Genomic DNA, 17,420 nt, shown 5'->3' with positions numbered 1-17,420 from the left:
TGTCCGAGGTGACGCTACGGTGGTCTCATGATTGACTTCGAGAAGGCGTCCGTGTTCAAGCTGTCCCCTTGCCGGGTCCAGGACGTCCTCGGGTCGGTCGGCCCCCTGATCATCCCAGGTGAGGATGTCGTCGCCGCGTTCAAGTCGGTCCGAGACTACGTCGCCTTCACCAACAAGCGGCTGATCGCGGTCAACGTCCAGGGCATCACGGGCAAGAAGCGCGACTTCACCTCCCTCCCGTACAACAAGGTCCAGGCCTTCTCGGTGGAGACCGCGGGCACCTTCGACCTGGACGCCGAGCTGGAGCTGTGGTTCAGCGGCCTGGGCAAGGTCCGCCTGGAGTTCAAGGGCAGCTCCGACATCGTCGAGATCAGCCGTCTCATCGCCCACCACGCGCTCTGAGCCGAAAGAAGTTCCGGCGCGGTGTCGATGTGCGGTGCGGCCGTTCGTGTAGAGGGTGAGAACACCCCAGAACGAGCCCTGGAGGCACCGTGAAGCAGCAGTACATGCTCAGCATCTACCAGCCCGACGGCGGGACGCCCGCGCCCGAGGTGCTGGAACCGATCATGCGCGAGCTGGACGCGCTCAACACCGAGATGCGGGCCGTGGGCGCGTGGGTCTTCGCCGGTGGCATGCACGAGCCGAGCACCGCGACCGTGCTGCGGCTCAAGGACGACGAGGTGCTGGTCACCGACGGCCCGTTCACCGAGGGCCGGGAGCACCTCGGTGGGTTCACCGTCATCCGGGCCGCCGACCTCGACGAGGCGCTGGAGTGGGGGCGCAGGCTCGCGCGGGTGGTCACGCTGCCCGTCGAGGTGCGGCCGATGCGGTACGGGTCGTGCTGAGCGGGTCCTGATGAGCACCGAGATCGCGCGCGTCTTCACCGAGGAGTACGGGCGCGCCGTCGCGGTCCTGGTCCGCGTCTTCGGCGACATCGACCTCGCCGAGGAGGCGGTCCAGGACGCGTTCACCGTCGCGCTCGGCAGGTGGCCGGTGGACGGGATCCCGCCGAGCCCGGCCGGATGGATCATCACCACCGCGCGCAACCGCGCGCTCGACCGGGTGCGGCGGGAGTCCACCCGCGACCGGCGGCACGCCGAGGCGGCGCTGCTGCACGCCCGTGACGAGCCGGGGGAGGAGGGGCCCGTGCGCGACGACCGGCTCCGGCTGATCTTCACCTGCTGTCATCCCGCGCTCGCCCCGGCCGCGCGGGTCGCGTTGACGCTGCGCCTGCTCGGCGGGCTGTCCACGGCGGAGATCGCCCGCGCGTTCCTGGTGCCCGAGCCGACCATGGCGCAGCGCCTGGTCCGGGCGAAGGGCAAGATCCGGGACGCGCGCATCCCGTACCGGGTGCCCGGCGACGCCGACCTGCCGGACCGGCTGCGCGCGGTGCTCGCCGTGGTCTACCTGATCTTCACCGAGGGCTACGCAGCCGAGCGCGCGGAGCTGTGCGGGGAGGCCGTGCGGCTCGGCCGCCAGCTCGCCGAGCTGATGCCGGACGAGCCGGAGGTGACCGGCCTGCTCGCGCTGATGCTGCTCATCGACTCGCGCCGCGCCGCGCGGATCGGAGCGGACGGCGGGATCGTGCTGCTGGCCGACCAGGACCGCGCGCTGTGGGACGCGGACAAGATCGCCGAGGGGCAGGCGTTGGTGCGCAGGTGCCTGCGCCGCGACCAGCCCGGCCCGTACCAGGTCCAGGCGGCGATCAACGCCGTGCACAGCGACCCGCCGACGGACTGGTGGCAGGTCGTCCAGCTCTACGACCAGCTGCTCGCGTTCACCCCGACCCAGGTCGTGGCACTCAACCGCGCGGTCGCGGTGGCCGAGGTCGAAGGGCCGGAGGCCGGGCTGCGACTGGTCGAGGAGCTCGACCTCGGCGGCTACCACCTGTTCCACGCGGTGCGCGCCGACCTGTTGCATCGGGTCGGTCGTGCAGAGGAGGCGGTGCGCGCCTACGACGCGGCCATCGAGCGAGCGGAGCACGCGGCGGAGCAGGAGCTTTTGCGCCGCAAGCGTTCTGCCGTCAGCGAAGGCTGAGCGCGTCGCCTTGCGGCGAAGCCCCGCCTGCCCGCAGCTTCGGTGGCCATGGGGCAGAGATTCCTGATCTTCGCGCTCTCGCGGGGCTTGTCGGTCTTCGGTGACATGGCGGCGATGTCCGCGCTCGCCGTGCACGTCTTCGCCGAGACATCCAGCGGGCTCGCGCTCAGCGGGCTCTTCGTCGCCAGGGTCGTTCCCCGGGTGTTCGGCGCGTTCGCGGGCACCCTGAGCGACCGGCTCGACCTGCGACGACTGCTGATCATCTGCGACGTGCTCTCCGGAGCGCTGTTCGCCGTGATGGCGGTGGCGCAGCCGTCGTACTGGGTGCTGCTGGCGCTGGTCCTCGTCGCGGAGTCGGTCGCGACGGTCGCGTTGCCCGGCAGCCGGACCCTGGTGGCGCGCAGTCTGCCGCCGGAGCGGATGGGCCGGGCCAACGCCGTGCTGATGGCGGCGACCGCGATGGGCTTCGCCTCGGGAGCGGGGTTCGGTGGCCTCGCCGCCGGGCTGTGGGGGTACCAGTACGCGCTGCTCGCCAACGCGGGCACGTTCGTGGTCTCCGCGCTGCTGCTGACGCTGGTTCCCCGGGTCCCACCAGCACCGACCACGTCGTCCACAGTGGACGGAGTGCGTGCGCTGCTCGCCGACCGCGAGATGGTGGTCGTCGCGGTGGGCATGGTCGGTGTCGCCCTCGCCGCGGCCATGGACCGGCCCGCGCTGGTGGCGTTGACCCAGGGGGAGCTGGACGCGGGCGGCCTCGGCTACGGCATCGCGCTCGGCGCGATCAGCATCGGCGTGCTGGCCGCGGCCGCGTTCGGCGGCAAACAGCTGTTCCTGACGGGCATCCTGCTCCAGGCTGCCGGGCACCTGCTGTTCGGGCTCGCGCCGTGGATCGCGCTGGTCGCTGCGGCCGCCCTGGTCGCGGGCTACGGCAACGGGCTTGAGAACGTCAGCGGCACCACGCTGCTGCAACGCGCCGCGCCCGCCGGCGCGACGGGCACGGTGATGGGCGCGGTGGTCAGCGCGACGTTCCTGGCCGACGCTCTCGGGTCGCTGATCGGCGGCCCGCTCGTCGACCTGCTGGGGCCGCGGCCCGTCTTCTGGGTGGCGTCGGTGCTGATGGTGGTGTGCGCCCTAGTTGCAAAGACGAGTTTGCAGAGACGGGCTTGCAAAGGCTAGTTTGTAACTATGACCGAGCCCAGGGAGATCACCGATCCCGAAGCGCTGCGCGCGCTGGCGCACCCGTTGCGGCAGCGCATCCTGCGCCGGCTCGCGGACAGCGGCCCCGCGACCTCGACCACCCTGGCGAAGGCGCTCGGCGAGAACACCGGCGCCACCAGCTACCACCTGCGCCAGCTGGCCGAGCACGGCTTCATCGAGGAGGCCCCCGAGCTGGCCAAGGGCCGCGAGCGGTGGTGGCGCTCGCCGCCGAAGGACCTGCGCTTCCCGGAGCGCAGCAGGCAGACCCCGGAGATGCGGTCACTGCTGGACGAGATGCACAACCAGCAGTTCGCCGCCGACCTGGAGCTGTTCGCGAAGTTCCAGGCCGAGCGCGACCAGCTCGGCGAGTGGGCCGACGCCGTCCCGTTCTCCCGCGGTTCCATCCGCGTCAACGGCGATCAGCTGCTGGAGTTCTTCGAGGAGTACATGAAGCTGCTCAAGCGCTTCCAGCCCTCGGAGGAGGACGCGGCTCCGGGCGCGCGGCGCGTGCTCACCCGGTTCATCGCGTTTCCGGCACCGACCCCGCGGGAGGACCCCGAAGACTGACAAGAGGCCGGGGCACCGAGTTGCAGCTCGGTGCCCCGGCAGTGGGAACCCGCACGAACACGCCGCGAAGGCGTGCCTTCTCCCGTACGCACTCCCGAGGAAAGGAGAGCACTTCGTGCTGCTCCAACGCAAACGCGCCGCCCTGATCGGGTTGGCCGTCCTGGCATTGAGCACGATCACTCCCACGGCCGAGGCTGCCGAGTACACGACGAGCGACGTCACCTTCGGCATCAGTGGCCAGACCACGACGGGCACGGTCTACGCCCCGCCTGGCTCGCAACGGCGCCCCGGCGTGGTGCTGGTGCACGGGTCCGGCTCCAACACGCGCGAGCAGTACCGGCAGTTCGCCGAAGCCTTCGTCGCACACGGGATCGTCGCCCTCGTCTACGACAAGAGGACTGTGGGCTATTCCCAGTCACAGCGCGACTATTCGCAGCTGGCCGATGATGCGCTCGCCGCCTTCCACGTGCTGCGTGAGCGCCCCGAGGTCGATCCCGCGCGGGCCGGGCTGTGGGGCCTGTCCGAGGGCGGCTGGGTCGCGCCGCTGGCCGCCTCGCGCTCCGACGACGTGGCGTTCCTGATCACCGTCGGCGCCAACGGCGGCACGCCCAGCCGTCAGCAGGCGTGGGCGGTCCGGGAACGCCTCGTGCGCATGGGCGTGTCCGGATCGATGGTGGATGCCATCGCCACCAACGGAATGCGCCAGGTCGTCCACAATGGAATGTTCCCGGAGGCCGACTACGACCCGGTCCCGGTGCTGAGACGGCTGAAGCAGCCGACGCTGGGCATCTGGGGCGGCAAGGACCGGCTCACCCCGCCCGGCGAGAGCCTGCGGGTCTTCCAGGAAACCGTGCGGCACCACACGTTGCGGGTGTTCCCGGACGCGGAGCACGCGGCGCACCGCACCACCACCGGCTTCGAGCGGCTACCGGAGCTCGCGTCGGGCTACGCCGAGCTGGTCGGTTCGTGGGTGAACGGGCTGCCCGGCTCGGCGGCCACACCCAGCGCTGATCCGCCGCCGCACCAGGACACCACCGCCGGGCCGCTGCGGCCACTGGCCGGGTGGGAGACCGGCCAGGTCCAGATCGCCGTGCTCGCCGTGCTGCTGCTGGCCTTCCTCGGTTACGGGCTGAGCGGGATCGTGAAACGCTGGCGCCCCAAGGCGAACGGCCCGGCGAAGTGGCTGGCCGCCGGTGGGCTGGCCGTCGTGCTCGGATGGCTGGTCTACGCGTTCATGCTGCTCACCAACGGACGGCTTCCCTTGGGGCCGTTGGTCTTCGGCCGCACGCTGCCGTGGCTGGGGATGCAGCTGCTGTCCGTCGCTGTCGTGGTGCTGCTGGTGCTGACGGCGCTCGGCACCCGCCGCGACCTCGCGGAGGCTGGAGCCGGGGCGCGCGTGCGGCGCGGGATCCTGCTCGCCGGTGGGGCGCTGTTCGTGCCGTGGGCAGTCTACTGGGGACTGCTGCTGCCATGATCATCTGATTACTGGCAGCAGCCCGTGGGTCGTGCTTTGCTGGCAGGCATGGAACTCGCGGTTCACTACCCGAACTTCACGCTCCCCGGTGGGGCGGAGGCACTGGGGCCGACCCTGGCCGCCACGGCGAAAGCAGCCGAGGCGGGCGGGGTCGCCTCGTTCACCTTGATGGACCACTGGTTCCAGATCGAGCACCTGGGCACCGCGCGGGACCCGATGCTGGAGGGCTACACCGCACTGGGGTTCCTGGCCGGGCAGACCAGCTCCATGGACCTCGGTCTGCTGGTCACCGGCGTCACCTACCGCCACCCCGGCCTGCTGGCGAAGATCGTCACCACCCTGGACGTGCTCTCCGGCGGCCGCGCCTTCCTGGGCGTCGGGGCCGCATGGTACGAACGCGAGCACCAGGGGCTGGGCGTGCCGTTCCCGCCGGTCGCCGAGCGGTTCGAGCGGCTGGAGGAGACGCTCCGGATCTGCCGCCAGATGTGGAGCGACGACGAGGGCCCGTTCCACGGCACGCACTACCAGCTCGCGGAGACGATCTGTGTGCCGCGCCCGATCCAGCGCCCCGGACCGAAGGTGCTCATCGGCGGCAGCGGTGAACGCAAGACCCTGCGCCTGGTCGCCCGCTACGGCGACGCGTGCAACCTGTTCTCCCCGGAACCGGCCGTGGTGGCGCACAAGATCGATGTGCTGAACCGGCACTGCGAGGCGGAGAACCGCGATCCCGCCGAGATCGAGAAGACCATCATCTACAGTGGCGATCCGCTCGCCGCGGACTTCCTGCCGCTCATGGCGGAGTACGCCGCGCTCGGCATCAGCAAGGTCTGGCTGAGCGCGTCCGGCTCGGACCCGGTGGGCTGGGTGGAGCGGGTCACCGCCGAGGTCGGTGCACCGCTCCGGGAGCTTTGAAGGTGCCGAAGTCCTTATGGGGAGCCATTTTCGCGGTGGCCACGGTGCTGCTCGCCGCACTCGTGTTCGAGGTCCGGGTGCTGCTCGGCTTCGACAGCGTGATCTGGTTCTGCGTCCTGCTGGCCCTGGCCGCGCTTGGAAGCGGTCTACACCGGCTACCTCCGGGCCCAGACCCGTCTCGCCCTCCAGGTGGTTCCGCCGGAGGTGGACGTGCTGATGGGGGTCCCCGCCTATCGCGAAGGGTCGATGCACACCGACGCGGAGACGGTTGCCGCAGCGGTCAAGGGAATCCGGCTCGGCGTCACCAGCGCCCCCGGACGGCGGGTCGGAGCCGCGGTGTACGTGGACTTCGCGGCCACGCCGCGGGACTGGGAGCAGTACATGGCCTGCTGGGTAGGGGCGTGAGCGCACGCCCCCACCCAGGGCTCAGAACGTGCCGAGCCAGCGCAGGCGCGGCCACAGCTGCGACCACGGCTGGACCGGGTCGCGGCACACCAGGATCTCCTTGTCACGGTCCAGCACCGGCAGCTCGAAGGTGAACTTCCCCCGCGCCTCGCACTGGCCGAACAGGGCGCTGAAACGCGCGCGGTCCACCCCGAACGCGATCACCACCGTCTTGTCGTCGGCGGGCCGGGCGAAGTCGGCGTAGGAGTTGTGTCCACTGTAGACAGCGGGCAGTCCGATCTCCGGTCCGTACCGGTCCACCGCACCCGCCTGCGCGTAGTTGTCGCCGTAGATCACCGCGCGCGCCTGGTCCTGAGCGGGCAGCGCATGGTAGACCGCGCCGATCTGGGTGGTCAGCTCCTGCCAGCCGGTCTGCCCGACTTGCGGTTCACCGAAGCCGCCGAGCGGGCCGTCCTCGCCGTAGGCCCCGATCGGGAGCACGGGCAGGGCGAGCAGCGCCGCGATCACGGTGTTGCCGACGACGGCCGTGCCGAGCAGCGCGGAACGGGAGAGCTTCGACGCCCACTCCGCTGCGACAACGCAGCCCATCGCGAGGAACACCGTGAGCAGGCCCTCGGTGTAGCGGGCCTGCGCGCCCAGGACCGCCAGCAGCGCGAAGATCAGCAGGTAGGCCACGCCGAACGCGCGGTACTGCCTCCACTGTGGACGGCGGAACAGCGCGACAAGGCCGATCACCCAGACCGGCGTCAGCAGCGGGCCGATCATCAGGACCGAGCTGATCACCAGGTTGACCACGCTCTCGACGCCGAACGGGCTGGACAGCTCCGAGGCCATGCCGAACTGCGGCCAGCCGTTGACCGCCTGCCAGAGCAGCGTCGGCGCGGCCAGCACCACCCCGACGCCGACGCCCGCGAGCAGCCGCCAGTCCCGCAGCAGCGCGCGCGGGCCCGCCACCAGCAGCCCCGCCGCGAGGCCGAGCACCAGCAGCAGCACCAGGTACTTCGCCAGCAGGCCCACGCCGACCACCGCGCCGACCCCCAGCCAGAGCCGGGTGTCGGAGGTCCTGATCATCCGGATCACCAGCCAGCACGCGGTGAGCCACACGACGTGGTCGACCGCGGTGGGGTGCAGCACGTGCCCGGCGGCGAGCGAGGCCAGCGACCCGGCGGTGGCCGCGGCGGTGAGCAGCTGCGCCCGGTGCGAGCCGCCCAGCTCGCGCGAGATCAGCGCCGTCACCAGCACCGTGGTCCCGGCCAGCAGCGCAGGCACCACGCGCAGCGCGAAGACGCTGTCGCCGAACACCGCGATCTGCACCTTGGCCAGCAACGCGACCAGCGGCGGCTGGTCGGCGTAGCCCCAGTCGAGGTGGTCGCCGGAGACCCGGAAGTACAGCTCGTCCATGTAGTAGCCGTAGCGCCCCGCGAGCAGGAGCAGCACCGCGACCAGGACGGCGCACACCGACAGCAGCGGCAGCCAGCGCACCGGCTCCGGCGACCGCTGGTCGCGCCCGCCGCCGGGCGCGCCGGAATCGCTTTCCAGGCCGGACAGATCTGACAGAGTCGACACGGGCGGAACCCCACATTCTTTTCCGTGCCCGAACGAATCCGTTCCGTCCCATTCGCTCCGGGCGGTGCGATGTGCGCTTTCGGCAGGGGCAATACCGTGCGCAGATCGTGCTGGTGCCGGACCTCGGCGGTCAAAGCCTTGATTTGTGGGCGAAATTCCCAGCTCACCCGGGGCGCGAGCTTGTCACCAGCGGATTTGCCCGCCTACGGTCGCTCTGTCGCCGGAGGGAGCTGGGGAGTTCGTGAATATGGTGCGACGCGCACGCGTGGGAACGGCGGAATCCCGGTGAACATGGTGGTCGGCGGTGCCGGGCCCCTGTCGCACAACAGGTGGTGGCGGGCCGGAACCGTGCAGGACGTGGCCCCGCCGGAAATTCTCGACCTCGGCCCCGGATATCTCGATCCGGGACTGCTGCCGGTGGACCTGGTGCGCGAGGCCTACTCGACCGCGCTCGCCGAGTTCGGCTCGGCCGCGCTGACCTACGGCGCGAACCAGGGCGCGCAGGCGCTGCGCAAGGCGCTCGCGGTGCGCTCCGCGCGGGCCGACGGGGTGGCCTGCGGCGCGGAGCAGGTGCTGGTCACCGCCGGGTCCTCGGCGGCGCTGCACCTGCTCGCCACGACCATGGCCGCCCCCGGCGACGTCGTGCTCGTCGACCAGGTCGGCGGCGACCTCGGCCGCCGCATCCTCACCGACCGCGGGCTGCGCGTGCGCGAGGTGCCCGCCGACCCCGACGGGATGGACCCGCGGGCCCTCGGCGAGGCCGTCACCGCCGAGCGCGCGGCGGGCAACACGGTCGCCTTCGCCTACCTCACCCCGACCTTCCACGACCCGACCGGTCTGCTCATGCCGGCGGCCCGCCGCCGCGACATCGTCGAGACCGCCGCCGACCACGAGCTGTGGATCGTCGAGGACGGCGCGTACGCCGAACTCGGCCTCGGACCGGAGCGGCCGCCCTGCTCGCTCGGCGGGCTCGCGCGCTACCGCCGGGTGGTCCGGCTCGGCAGCTTCTCCAAGACCCTCGCCCCCGGCCTGCGGCTGGGCTGGCTGGTCGCCGACCGCGAGATCGTCGACCGCATCGCGGGCAGCGGGCTGCTCGCCAGCGGAGGCTCGCTGAACCACCTGGCCTCGCTCGCGGTCGCGGTGCTGCTGCGCGACGGCGGCTACGACAGCCACCTCATGTGGCTGCGCGCGCAGCTGCTGCACCGCAGGGACACCCTCGCCGAGGGGCTGCGCGAGCGGTTCGGCGACGGGCTGGACTTCGCCGTTCCCGAAGGCGGGGTCTTCCTCTGGCTGCGGTCCACAGTGGACGAAAGGAGCGGGGACGAGCTGGTCTCCCTCGCGGACGCGCACGGGGTCCGGGTCGTGCCCGGCGCGCGGTTCGGCGCGTCCGGGCGGCGCGGCGTCCGCCTCGCCTACGGGCTCACCCCGCCCAGCGGCCTGGTCACCGCGACGCACCGGCTCGCGCTCGCCTGGAAGTCCGGCCGCGCGCTCACACGGATTTCGTGATCGCCGGACGCCGGGCATGCTGGGCGCATGCCATGGTTCAGCGCGTCGGCGCGGTACGCGGTGATCGTCGAGTGCGACGGTCTCGATCTCATCGCCCGTTCGGTGTGGGTGTTCTCCCAGCCCGACACCGGCGAGCGGATGTGGGCGGACGCGCACGAGAAGGCCCTGCGGATCGCCAGGGAGCAGGAGGACGTCTACCGCAACGTCAACGGGCGGCGGGTGCACTGGAAGCTCGTGGACGTCCAGACGCTCGACCTGCTCGGCGAGACGGTCACCGACGGCCGCGAGGTCTACTCCGAGCTCGGTGACCCCACCACCGCGCAGCTGCGCGAGTGGGACTCGCGCACCGCGTTCGACCCGGATGGCACGGTGCCGCATCAGACCGGGGTCTGAGCGCTCCCAGCGGCTTAGACTCCCGGCGTGATCCCGACCGGGCGTTCCCGCGAGCTCGGCGCGCTGCTGCGCACCGGGCCGTTCCACGCCGCGCTGCGGCTGGCCATCAAGGAACGCGGGCTGACGCTGGAGCGGTTGCGCGCGCACCTGGCGCGGCACGGCGTCTCGGTCGGCCTGTCCAGCCTCAGCAACTGGCAGCACGGCCACAGCCGCCCCGGCCGCGCCGACTCCGAGCACGTGGTCAGCGCGCTGGAGGAGGTGCTGTGCCTGCCGCCGCTGTCCCTGGTGACGCTGCTGGCCAGGGCCACGCCGCAGCGGTCCCGGCTCAGCGAGCACATCGGCCCGCTCGGCGACCTGCTGGTGGAGTTCACCGACTCCCAGGCGGAGCACGTCTCCGTGCTCAACCGGCACGACAAGGTCACCGTGGACGACCTCGGCCACATCCGCCGCGTCTGGAACCGCACCACCGTGCGTGCCCGGCGCGACGGCGTCGACCGCTACCTGGTGCGCTACTTCGGCGGCGCGGGCAGCGAGATCGGCAGGACGGGCGTGCGACCGCTGGAGAACTGCGAGCTCGGCCGGGTCCGGCGGCACCCGGACTCGCCGGTGCTGGTCGCCGAGCTGCTGTTCGGCCACACCTTGCGCGCGGGGGACACGTGGATCTTCGAGTACGAGGGGATCGACGCCAACCACAACCACAGCACCGACTTCGCGCACGCCTTCCGCTACCCGGAGAAGCAGTACCTGATGGAGGTCCGCTTCCACCCCCGCCGCCGCCCGGCGCGCTGCCGGTCCTACACCAGGGCCGACCTCTACACGGCCAAGCGCCACACCGGCGAGCTGGAGCTCAACGCCCACAACGGGGTGCACGTGATCGTCTCGGACGCGACCTCGGGCGTCGTCGGCATCGAGTGGGACTGGGACTGACACGCGCGTGCGTGGTCGCCGCGACCGCGCCAGGATGGACGGGTGACTCGCCACCAGCCGGACCCGAGGCGCTGGAAGGCGCTCGCGGTCAGCCTCAGCGCAGGCTTCATGGGCCTGCTCGACGTCAGCATCGTCAACGTCGCGCTGCCCTCGATGCAGCGGGGCCTCGGCGCCTCGGCCGGCGCGGTGCAGTGGGTGGTCTCCGGCTACGCCCTGGCCTTCGGCCTCACCCTGGTGGCGGGCGGCAGGCTCGGTGACGCGCTCGGCCGCCGCAGGATGTTCCTGGTCTCACTCGTCGGCTTCGTGCTGACCAGCGCGCTGGCGGGCGCGGCGCCGGACACCACCTGGCTGGTCGTGGCGCGGCTGCTCCAGGGAGCCTCGGCGGGGCTGCTCACACCGCAGAACTCCGGGCTCATCCAGGACCTGTTCCACGGCGCCGAACGCGGCAGGGCCTTCGGCCTGCTCGGCGCGTGCATCGGGATCTCCACCGCGGTCGGCCCGGTACTGGGCGGGCTGATCATCGCCACCTTCGGCGCGGACGAAGGCTGGCGCTGGGTGTTCTACGTCAACGTGCCGATCGGCGCGTTCGCGCTGGTCTTCGCCCTGCGGCTGCTGCCGGGGGACCGGCGCCGCCCGGCCAGGATCCGCTCGGAGGTCGACTTCGCCGGCGCGCTGCTGCTCGGGCTCGCGGTGCTCTGCGTGCTGTTCCCGCTGGTGCAGTTCGACAACCACGGCCTCGCCCGGTTCTGGTGGCTGTTCCCGGTCGCCGCCGCGCTCAGCTGGGCCTTCGTCGGCTGGGAGCGCCGCACCGTCCGAAAAGGACACTCGCCGTTGCTGGACACCAGGCTGTTCACCGACACCGCCGGGTACCCCTCCGGCGCGGCGATCGGCATGACCTACTTCTGCGGCTTCAGCGGGATCTTCGTGGTGCTGTCGATGTTCTTCCAGACGGGGGAGAACTACACCGCGCTGGAGTCCGGGCTCGTGGTGACGCCGTTCGCGCTCGGTTCCGCCGCGGCGGCCGCGGTCGCCGGGCGGCTGGTCTCCCGGTTCGGCCGCCGCGTCACGGTCACCGGGCTGAGCCTGGTCACCGCCGGGTTCGTCGTCGCGGGGGTACTCGCGCTCACCGCGCCCCAGGACCAGCTCGGTCTGTGGGTGGCGCTGCCGCTCGCGGTCGCCGGGCTCGGCGGCGGCGCGGTGATCTCGCCGAACACGACGCTGACCCTGGAGAACGTGCGCGGCGAGATGGCCGGGGTCGCCGGCGCGGTGCTGCAGACCGGCCAGCGGATCGGCACCGCGATCGGCGCGGCGTTGCTCGTGGCGGCCTTCCACAGCGTGGCGGTCGGCACCGACTACCGCACCGGACTTGCCGTGGCACTGGCCTGCGCGACCGCGATGGTGCTGATCGCGCTGGTGCTCGCGGTGCGGGAGCTGCGCACGTCACTGCGGAGCGCGGCGAAGGAACAGTCGCCCGAGCCACTGCTCTAGCGCCTGTCGTGCAAGTCCTCCCCATGCCCCGCTGTGCGCAATGCCCCGCTGCGCGCACGTGGCTTGGCTGGCGCCGTAGGGGTTTTCGCGTTTTGTCACCTTGATGCGCAAAAGAGCGCTCCCATTTCGCATTAAGACTACAAAACGCGAAATGGGGGGCACGCGGGTGTGTGCGCTGGGGGAGGGCGCTAGGGGGTGGTGAGGTGGTGTCACCACTTACAGGACACGGCGTAGACGGCCTGCGGCTTCCCGTCGCGTATCCACACCCGCAGCCGGGAGTGCTCTGTCTCCCGATACGGGTGCGTGACGAGACCGCCTGGCCGCACTCATGTGGTCGCCGCACCTCCCTTGTGCGGCTTCTGGGACACCGTGTGGGTGGGTCTGGTTGACATGCAGCCAAACGGCTGCCTATGTTTCAGGCAGCCAAACGGCTGCATAACGGAGGGCGGCGGATGGACGAGGTGTTCAAGGCGCTCGGCGACGCCAGCAGGCGCCGGTTGCTGGACAGCCTCAACGCCTGCAACGGGCAGACACTGCGCGAGCTGTGTGCCGGGCTGGACATGGCCCGGCAGTCGGTGAGCAAGCACCTGGCGCTGCTGGAGGCCGCGCACCTGGTGACCACCGTGCGGCGCGGGAGGGAGAAGTTGCACTACCTCAACGCCGAACCGATCAACGCCATCGCCGACCGCTGGATCGGTCAGTACGCCCGCGAACGCGTCCGCGCGTTGGCCGACCTCAAGACCGCATTGGAGCAGGAAGCCATGAGCGACACCCAGTTCGTCTACACCACCTACATCAAGACCACGCCGGAGCGGCTCTGGCAGGCGCTGACCGACCCGGCCTTCACCAGCCGCTACTGGGGTGGCGTCACCTTCGAGTCGGACTGGGTCAAGGGCTCGCCGATGACGTGGCTGGTGGGCGGCACGCGCATCGCCGACCCCGAGCAGGTCGTGCTGGAGTCCGACCCGCACCGCCGCCTGTCCTACACCTGGCACTCCTTCACGCCGGAGTTCATCTCCGAGCAGGGCATCGACGACGAACTCGCCGCCGCCATCACCGCTGAACCACGCTCCAAGGTCACCTTCGACCTGGAGCCGGTGGGGGAGATGGTCAAGCTCACCGTGCTGCACGACGGCTTCGAGCCGGGCAGCACCGTGCTCAGCATGGTCAACGAGGGGTGGCTGCCGCTGCTGTCCAGCCTCAAGACGTTGCTGGAGACCGGCGAGCCGCTGCCAGAGCCGAAGTGACCACCTCGGCCACCCGGCCCGCTCCGTCCTCAGTGGACAGCCGCTCGGCCATGGCCGCCGCGCGCCACCGCCTCGCCGGGTGTGCCGAAGGAAAGACGCCCGGTTCGTCCTGAACGGCCGGTCGACCGCCACGGGCACCCGCACGCGGGAACCCCGGCGCGGAGCCCGGCCGCCGTGGGCTCGGCTCCTGGTGTCCTCCTCGTGGCGTGGTCGACGAGCGTGACCAGGTCGGCGCCGTACGCGCGCGCCGAACTCCGGATCGGCGAACAGCCGGGCCGCCGGTGCTCCTGCGCCTATCCTGAGCCGATGCGTGTCACGATCGCGGAGGTCGCCCGGCGGGCCCGGGTCAGCAAGGCGACGGTGTCGCGCGTGCTCAACAACAAGGGCGAGGTGGACGCGGCCACCGCGATCCGGGTGCGCGAGGTGATCGCGGCGACCGGCTACACGCCCAGCGCGGGCGCGGTCGGCCTGGCGAAGGGCCGCACGCACACCGTCGGCATGCTGGTGCCCGGACTGACCTGGCCGTGGATGGGCGAGGTGCTCCAAGGCGTCGCCGACGTGCTGGAGTCGCGGGGATACGGGTTGCTGCTCAACACGATGAACCGCGGCGAGGACTCGCTGACCCAGTTCGCCAGGCACGTCTCCGCCAACGCCTTCGACGGCCTGCTGCTGGTCGAGCCGCCGGACACGCTCAGCTACATCACCGGCCTGCACGCCGCGGGGCTGCCCGTCGTGATGATCGACGACCGCGGCCACCACCCCGAGTTCCCCTACGTGGCGACCAGCAACCGCGAGGGGGCCGCAGCCGCGGCGCGGCACCTGCTCGGCGCGGGGCGCACCCGGCCCGCCATGGTCTCCGGGCCTGCGGAGTTCGGCTGCACCCAGGAGCGCGTCGCGGGATTCCGTTCCGTGGCAACGGTTTCCGTGGAGTTTGAAGGCGACTTCACCCGCGAGTCCGGGCTCGCAGCGGTCCGGCACCTGCTCGCCTCCGGCGTGGCGTTCGACAGCGTCTTCGCGCAGAACGACCTGATGGCCGTCGGCGTGCTCGACGGCCTGCGCGAGGCGGGGCGCTCGGTGCCCGACGACGTCGCGGTGATCGGCTTCGACGACATCCCGGTCGCCGCGCACACCCGGCCCGCGCTGACCACGGTCCGCCAGCCCTCGCGCGAGATGGGCGAGGCCGCCGCGAGCGTGCTGCTGGCCCACCTGGCAGGCGAGCCGATGCCCGCCGACCCGGTGATCGTGCCGACCTCGCTGGTGGTCCGCGAGTCGGCCCCTTGACGGTCACGGTGCGTGGTTGTTAACTGGGCCGTAACCGGTTCCGGAACCGGTTACGGGGCTTCAGGGCCCAGATCCGCCTGCCGCCGCCGGCTCCGCCCCGCGCGTCCCCTCACCGACAGGCAGGCCCATGAGACTCACGTCGATCCTCGCCATAGCCACCGTCCTGGTAGCGACGATCAGCCCCACCCGCGCGAGCGCCGCGCCCACCCTGCTCTCCCAGGGCAAGGCCGCGACCGCCTCCAGCACCGAGAACGGCGGCACGCCCGCGAGCGCCGCCGTGGACGGCGACCCGACCACCCGCTGGTCCAGCGCGTTCAGCGACCCGCAGTGGCTCCAGGTCGACCTCGGCGCCACCGCCACGATCAACCAGGTCGTGCTGAACTGGGAGCTCGCCCACAGCTCCGCCTTCGAGATCCAGGTCTCGGCCGACGCGGCGAGCTGGTCCACGGTCCGGTCCGCAACCAGGGGCGCGGCCGGGACCCAGTCCCTCGACGTCACCGCGACCGGCCGCTACGTCCGCCTGTACTCGACGGCCCGCGCCACCGCCTACGGCACCTCGCTGTGGGAGTTCCAGGTCTACGGCGGTTTCTCCGCCGACGTGCCGGTGACGGACCCGCGCAACCCGGACTTCGGCCCCAACACCTTCGTCTTCGACCCGAGCACCCCGGCGGGTGTGATCCAGAGCAGGCTCGACGCGATCTCGGCCGAGCAGCACACCAACCAGTTCGGCACCCAGCGCTACGCGGTGCTGTTCAAGCCGGGCACCTACGACGCCGACGTGAACCTCCGGTTCTACACCCAGGTGGCGGGGCTCGGCCTGTCCCCGGACGACGTGAACCTCAACGGCCACGTGCGGGTGGAGGCCGACTGGCTGCAACAGGGCGAGGACCCCAACAACAAGGGCAACGCCACGCAGAACTTCTGGCGCTCAGCGGAGAACCTGTCGGTGACCCTGCCGGCCGGTCAGATCGAACGGTGGGCGGTCTCGCAGGCGGCTCCCTACCGCCGAATGCACCTGCGCGGCCAGGTGCAGCTGTGGAACGGCGCCGACGGCTGGGCCAGCGGTGGTCTGATCGCCGACTCGCGCATCGACGGGCTGGTGGAATCCGGTTCCCAGCAACAGTTCTTCACCAGGAACAGCGACCTCCGCAACGGCTGGTCGGGCTCGGTGTGGAACATGGTCTTCGTCGGCACCAACGGTTCCCCTCCGCAGAACTTCCCGAACCCGTCGCACACCGTCGTGGACACCGCGCCGAAGGTGCGCGAGAAGCCGTTCCTCTACGTCGACAACACCGGTAGCTACCGCGTGTTCGTGCCCGCGCTGCGCGAGAACGCCCGTGGCACGTCGTGGGGCAACGGCCCCGCGGCGGGGACCTCGGTGTCACTGAGCGAGTTCTACGTGGTGAAGCCGGGATCGCCGACCGCGACGATCAACGCGGCCTTGGCCCAGGGCAAGCACCTGCTGTTCACGCCGGGCGTGCACCACCTCAGCGACAGCATCACCGTGACGCGCCCGGACACCGTCGTGCTCGGCCTCGGCCTGGCGACCCTGGTGCCGGACACCGGAAAAGCGGCGATCACGGTGTCCGATGTGGACGGTGTCAAGCTGGCGGGCCTGCTGCTCGACGCGGGACCGGTGAACTCCCCGGTGCTGGTCGAGCTCGGCCCGTCCGGCTCCTCCCGCGACCACGCGGCGAACCCGACCTCGCTGCACGACGTGTTCTTCCGCGTCGGCGGGGCGCACGCGGGCAAGGCGTCGACGAGCCTGCGGGTCAACAGCCACAACGTGATCGGCGACCACCTGTGGGTCTGGCGCGGCGACCACGGCGACGGAGTCGGCTGGAACGTCAACACGGCGGCGAACGGCGTGGTGGTCAACGGCGACAACGTCACGATGTACGGCCTGTTCGTCGAGCACTACCAGCAGTACCAGACGATCTGGAACGGCAACGGCGGCCGGACGTACTTCTACCAGAGCGAGTTCCCGTACGACCCGCCCGACCAGCAGTCCTGGGCGAGCCCCACCGGTCAGGGCTGGGCCTCCTACAAGGTCGCCGACCACGTCACCACCCACGAAGCGTGGGGCGTGGGCAGCTACTCCTTCTTCAACGTCAACCCCTCGGTGACGGTCAGCAGGGCCTTCGAGGTCCCGGCGGTTCCGGGTGTCCGCTTCCAAGGCCTGGTGGCGGTCTCCCTGGGCGGAGTGGGCACGATCACCAACGTCATCAACACCACGGGCGCCACAGCCAACACCCCCAACCAGATCAGCTACCTCCCCCACTACCCCTAACCCCCACCCTCTGCCCCCACCCCCTCCCCCCCCACCCCCCGGGCCCAAGAACGGCCATTCGCGGGCTTATGGACGCTTTCGCGCGCCGCTGGACGTCCATAAGCCCGCGAATGGCCGGGTTGGGACGGGG

General features: G+C 71.3%; 16 protein-coding genes. 15 read left to right on the top strand and 1 reads right to left on the bottom strand.

The genetic code is table 11. From position 1 onward, the window contains the following. Nucleotides 1–27: 27 nt before the first annotated feature. The 8 genes from ACFFQA_RS04380 to ACFFQA_RS04345 all read left to right on the top strand — a co-directional run bounded on the left by ACFFQA_RS04380 (nt 28) and on the right by ACFFQA_RS04345 (nt 6,592). Nucleotides 28–402 carry a PH domain-containing protein gene (locus ACFFQA_RS04380; protein WP_377850301.1) on the top strand — a complete coding sequence of 125 codons (375 nt, stop codon included), beginning with the start codon at nt 28–30 and terminating at the stop codon, nt 400–402. Between the two features lie 104 nt (nt 403–506). Beyond that, nucleotides 507–845 (top strand): YciI family protein, encoded by a 339-nt coding sequence (locus ACFFQA_RS04375; RefSeq protein ID WP_377850344.1) that lies wholly within the window; start codon nt 507–509, stop codon nt 843–845. A gap of 10 nt (nt 846–855) precedes the next feature. Continuing rightward, entirely contained in the window at nt 856–2,037 is a 1,182-nt protein-coding gene (locus ACFFQA_RS04370; protein ID WP_377850300.1) for an RNA polymerase sigma factor, read from the top strand. 48 nt (nt 2,038–2,085) lie between these two features. Continuing rightward, a complete protein-coding gene (locus tag ACFFQA_RS04365; RefSeq protein ID WP_377850299.1) occupies nt 2,086–3,213 on the top strand; it encodes an MFS transporter in 1,128 nt (375 codons plus the stop codon). A gap of 9 nt (nt 3,214–3,222) precedes the next feature. Beyond that, nucleotides 3,223–3,801, top strand: a complete 579-nt coding sequence (locus ACFFQA_RS04360) for an ArsR/SmtB family transcription factor (protein WP_377850298.1) — start codon at nt 3,223–3,225, stop codon at nt 3,799–3,801. 115 nt (nt 3,802–3,916) lie between these two features. Beyond that, entirely contained in the window at nt 3,917–5,275 is a 1,359-nt protein-coding gene (locus tag ACFFQA_RS04355; protein ID WP_377850297.1) for an alpha/beta hydrolase family protein, read from the top strand. A 48-nt stretch (nt 5,276–5,323) separates the two neighbouring features. After that, nucleotides 5,324–6,187 (top strand): LLM class F420-dependent oxidoreductase, encoded by an 864-nt coding sequence (locus tag ACFFQA_RS04350; protein WP_377850296.1) that lies wholly within the window; start codon nt 5,324–5,326, stop codon nt 6,185–6,187. A gap of 135 nt (nt 6,188–6,322) precedes the next feature. Further along, complete coding sequence (locus ACFFQA_RS04345; protein ID WP_377850295.1) at nt 6,323–6,592, top strand: hypothetical protein; 270 nt, start codon at nt 6,323–6,325, stop codon at nt 6,590–6,592. 21 nt (nt 6,593–6,613) lie between these two features. Here the strand turns inward: ACFFQA_RS04345 and ACFFQA_RS04340 are convergent, their stop codons facing one another. Next, nucleotides 6,614–8,158 carry an ArnT family glycosyltransferase gene (locus tag ACFFQA_RS04340; RefSeq protein ID WP_377850294.1) on the bottom strand — a complete coding sequence of 515 codons (1,545 nt, stop codon included), beginning with the start codon at nt 8,156–8,158 and terminating at the stop codon, nt 6,614–6,616. Nucleotides 8,159–8,449: 291 nt separating this feature from the next. Between ACFFQA_RS04340 and ACFFQA_RS04335 the strand changes: the two genes are divergently transcribed. From ACFFQA_RS04335 to ACFFQA_RS04305, 7 genes are all read left to right on the top strand, one after another. Next, entirely contained in the window at nt 8,450–9,664 is a 1,215-nt protein-coding gene (locus tag ACFFQA_RS04335) for an aminotransferase class I/II-fold pyridoxal phosphate-dependent enzyme (RefSeq protein WP_377850343.1), read from the top strand. Nucleotides 9,665–9,691: 27 nt separating this feature from the next. Next, nucleotides 9,692–10,057, top strand: coding sequence for a DUF4288 domain-containing protein (locus ACFFQA_RS04330; RefSeq protein WP_377850293.1), 366 nt, complete (start codon nt 9,692–9,694; stop codon nt 10,055–10,057). 27 nt (nt 10,058–10,084) lie between these two features. Further along, nucleotides 10,085–10,984, top strand: coding sequence for a hypothetical protein (locus ACFFQA_RS04325; RefSeq protein WP_377850292.1), 900 nt, complete (start codon nt 10,085–10,087; stop codon nt 10,982–10,984). A 42-nt stretch (nt 10,985–11,026) separates the two neighbouring features. Next, entirely contained in the window at nt 11,027–12,472 is a 1,446-nt protein-coding gene (locus ACFFQA_RS04320; protein ID WP_377850291.1) for an MFS transporter, read from the top strand. Nucleotides 12,473–12,924: 452 nt separating this feature from the next. Then, nucleotides 12,925–13,719 carry an ArsR/SmtB family transcription factor gene (locus ACFFQA_RS04315; RefSeq protein WP_377850290.1) on the top strand — a complete coding sequence of 265 codons (795 nt, stop codon included), beginning with the start codon at nt 12,925–12,927 and terminating at the stop codon, nt 13,717–13,719. A gap of 306 nt (nt 13,720–14,025) precedes the next feature. Continuing rightward, nucleotides 14,026–15,000 carry a LacI family DNA-binding transcriptional regulator gene (locus ACFFQA_RS04310; protein WP_377850289.1) on the top strand — a complete coding sequence of 325 codons (975 nt, stop codon included), beginning with the start codon at nt 14,026–14,028 and terminating at the stop codon, nt 14,998–15,000. Nucleotides 15,001–15,127: 127 nt separating this feature from the next. Next, nucleotides 15,128–17,290 (top strand): pectate lyase-like domain-containing protein, encoded by a 2,163-nt coding sequence (locus ACFFQA_RS04305; RefSeq protein ID WP_377850288.1) that lies wholly within the window; start codon nt 15,128–15,130, stop codon nt 17,288–17,290. The last annotated feature ends 130 nt before the right edge of the window (nt 17,291–17,420 follow it).

The sequence above is a fragment of the Allokutzneria oryzae genome, assembly GCF_042429765.1.
In the GTDB taxonomy this organism is placed as follows: Bacteria; Actinomycetota; Actinomycetes; order Mycobacteriales; family Pseudonocardiaceae; genus Allokutzneria; species Allokutzneria oryzae.
The sequence above is the reverse complement of the archived record's forward strand: the minus strand, read 5'-3'. Positions and strand labels throughout refer to the sequence as shown.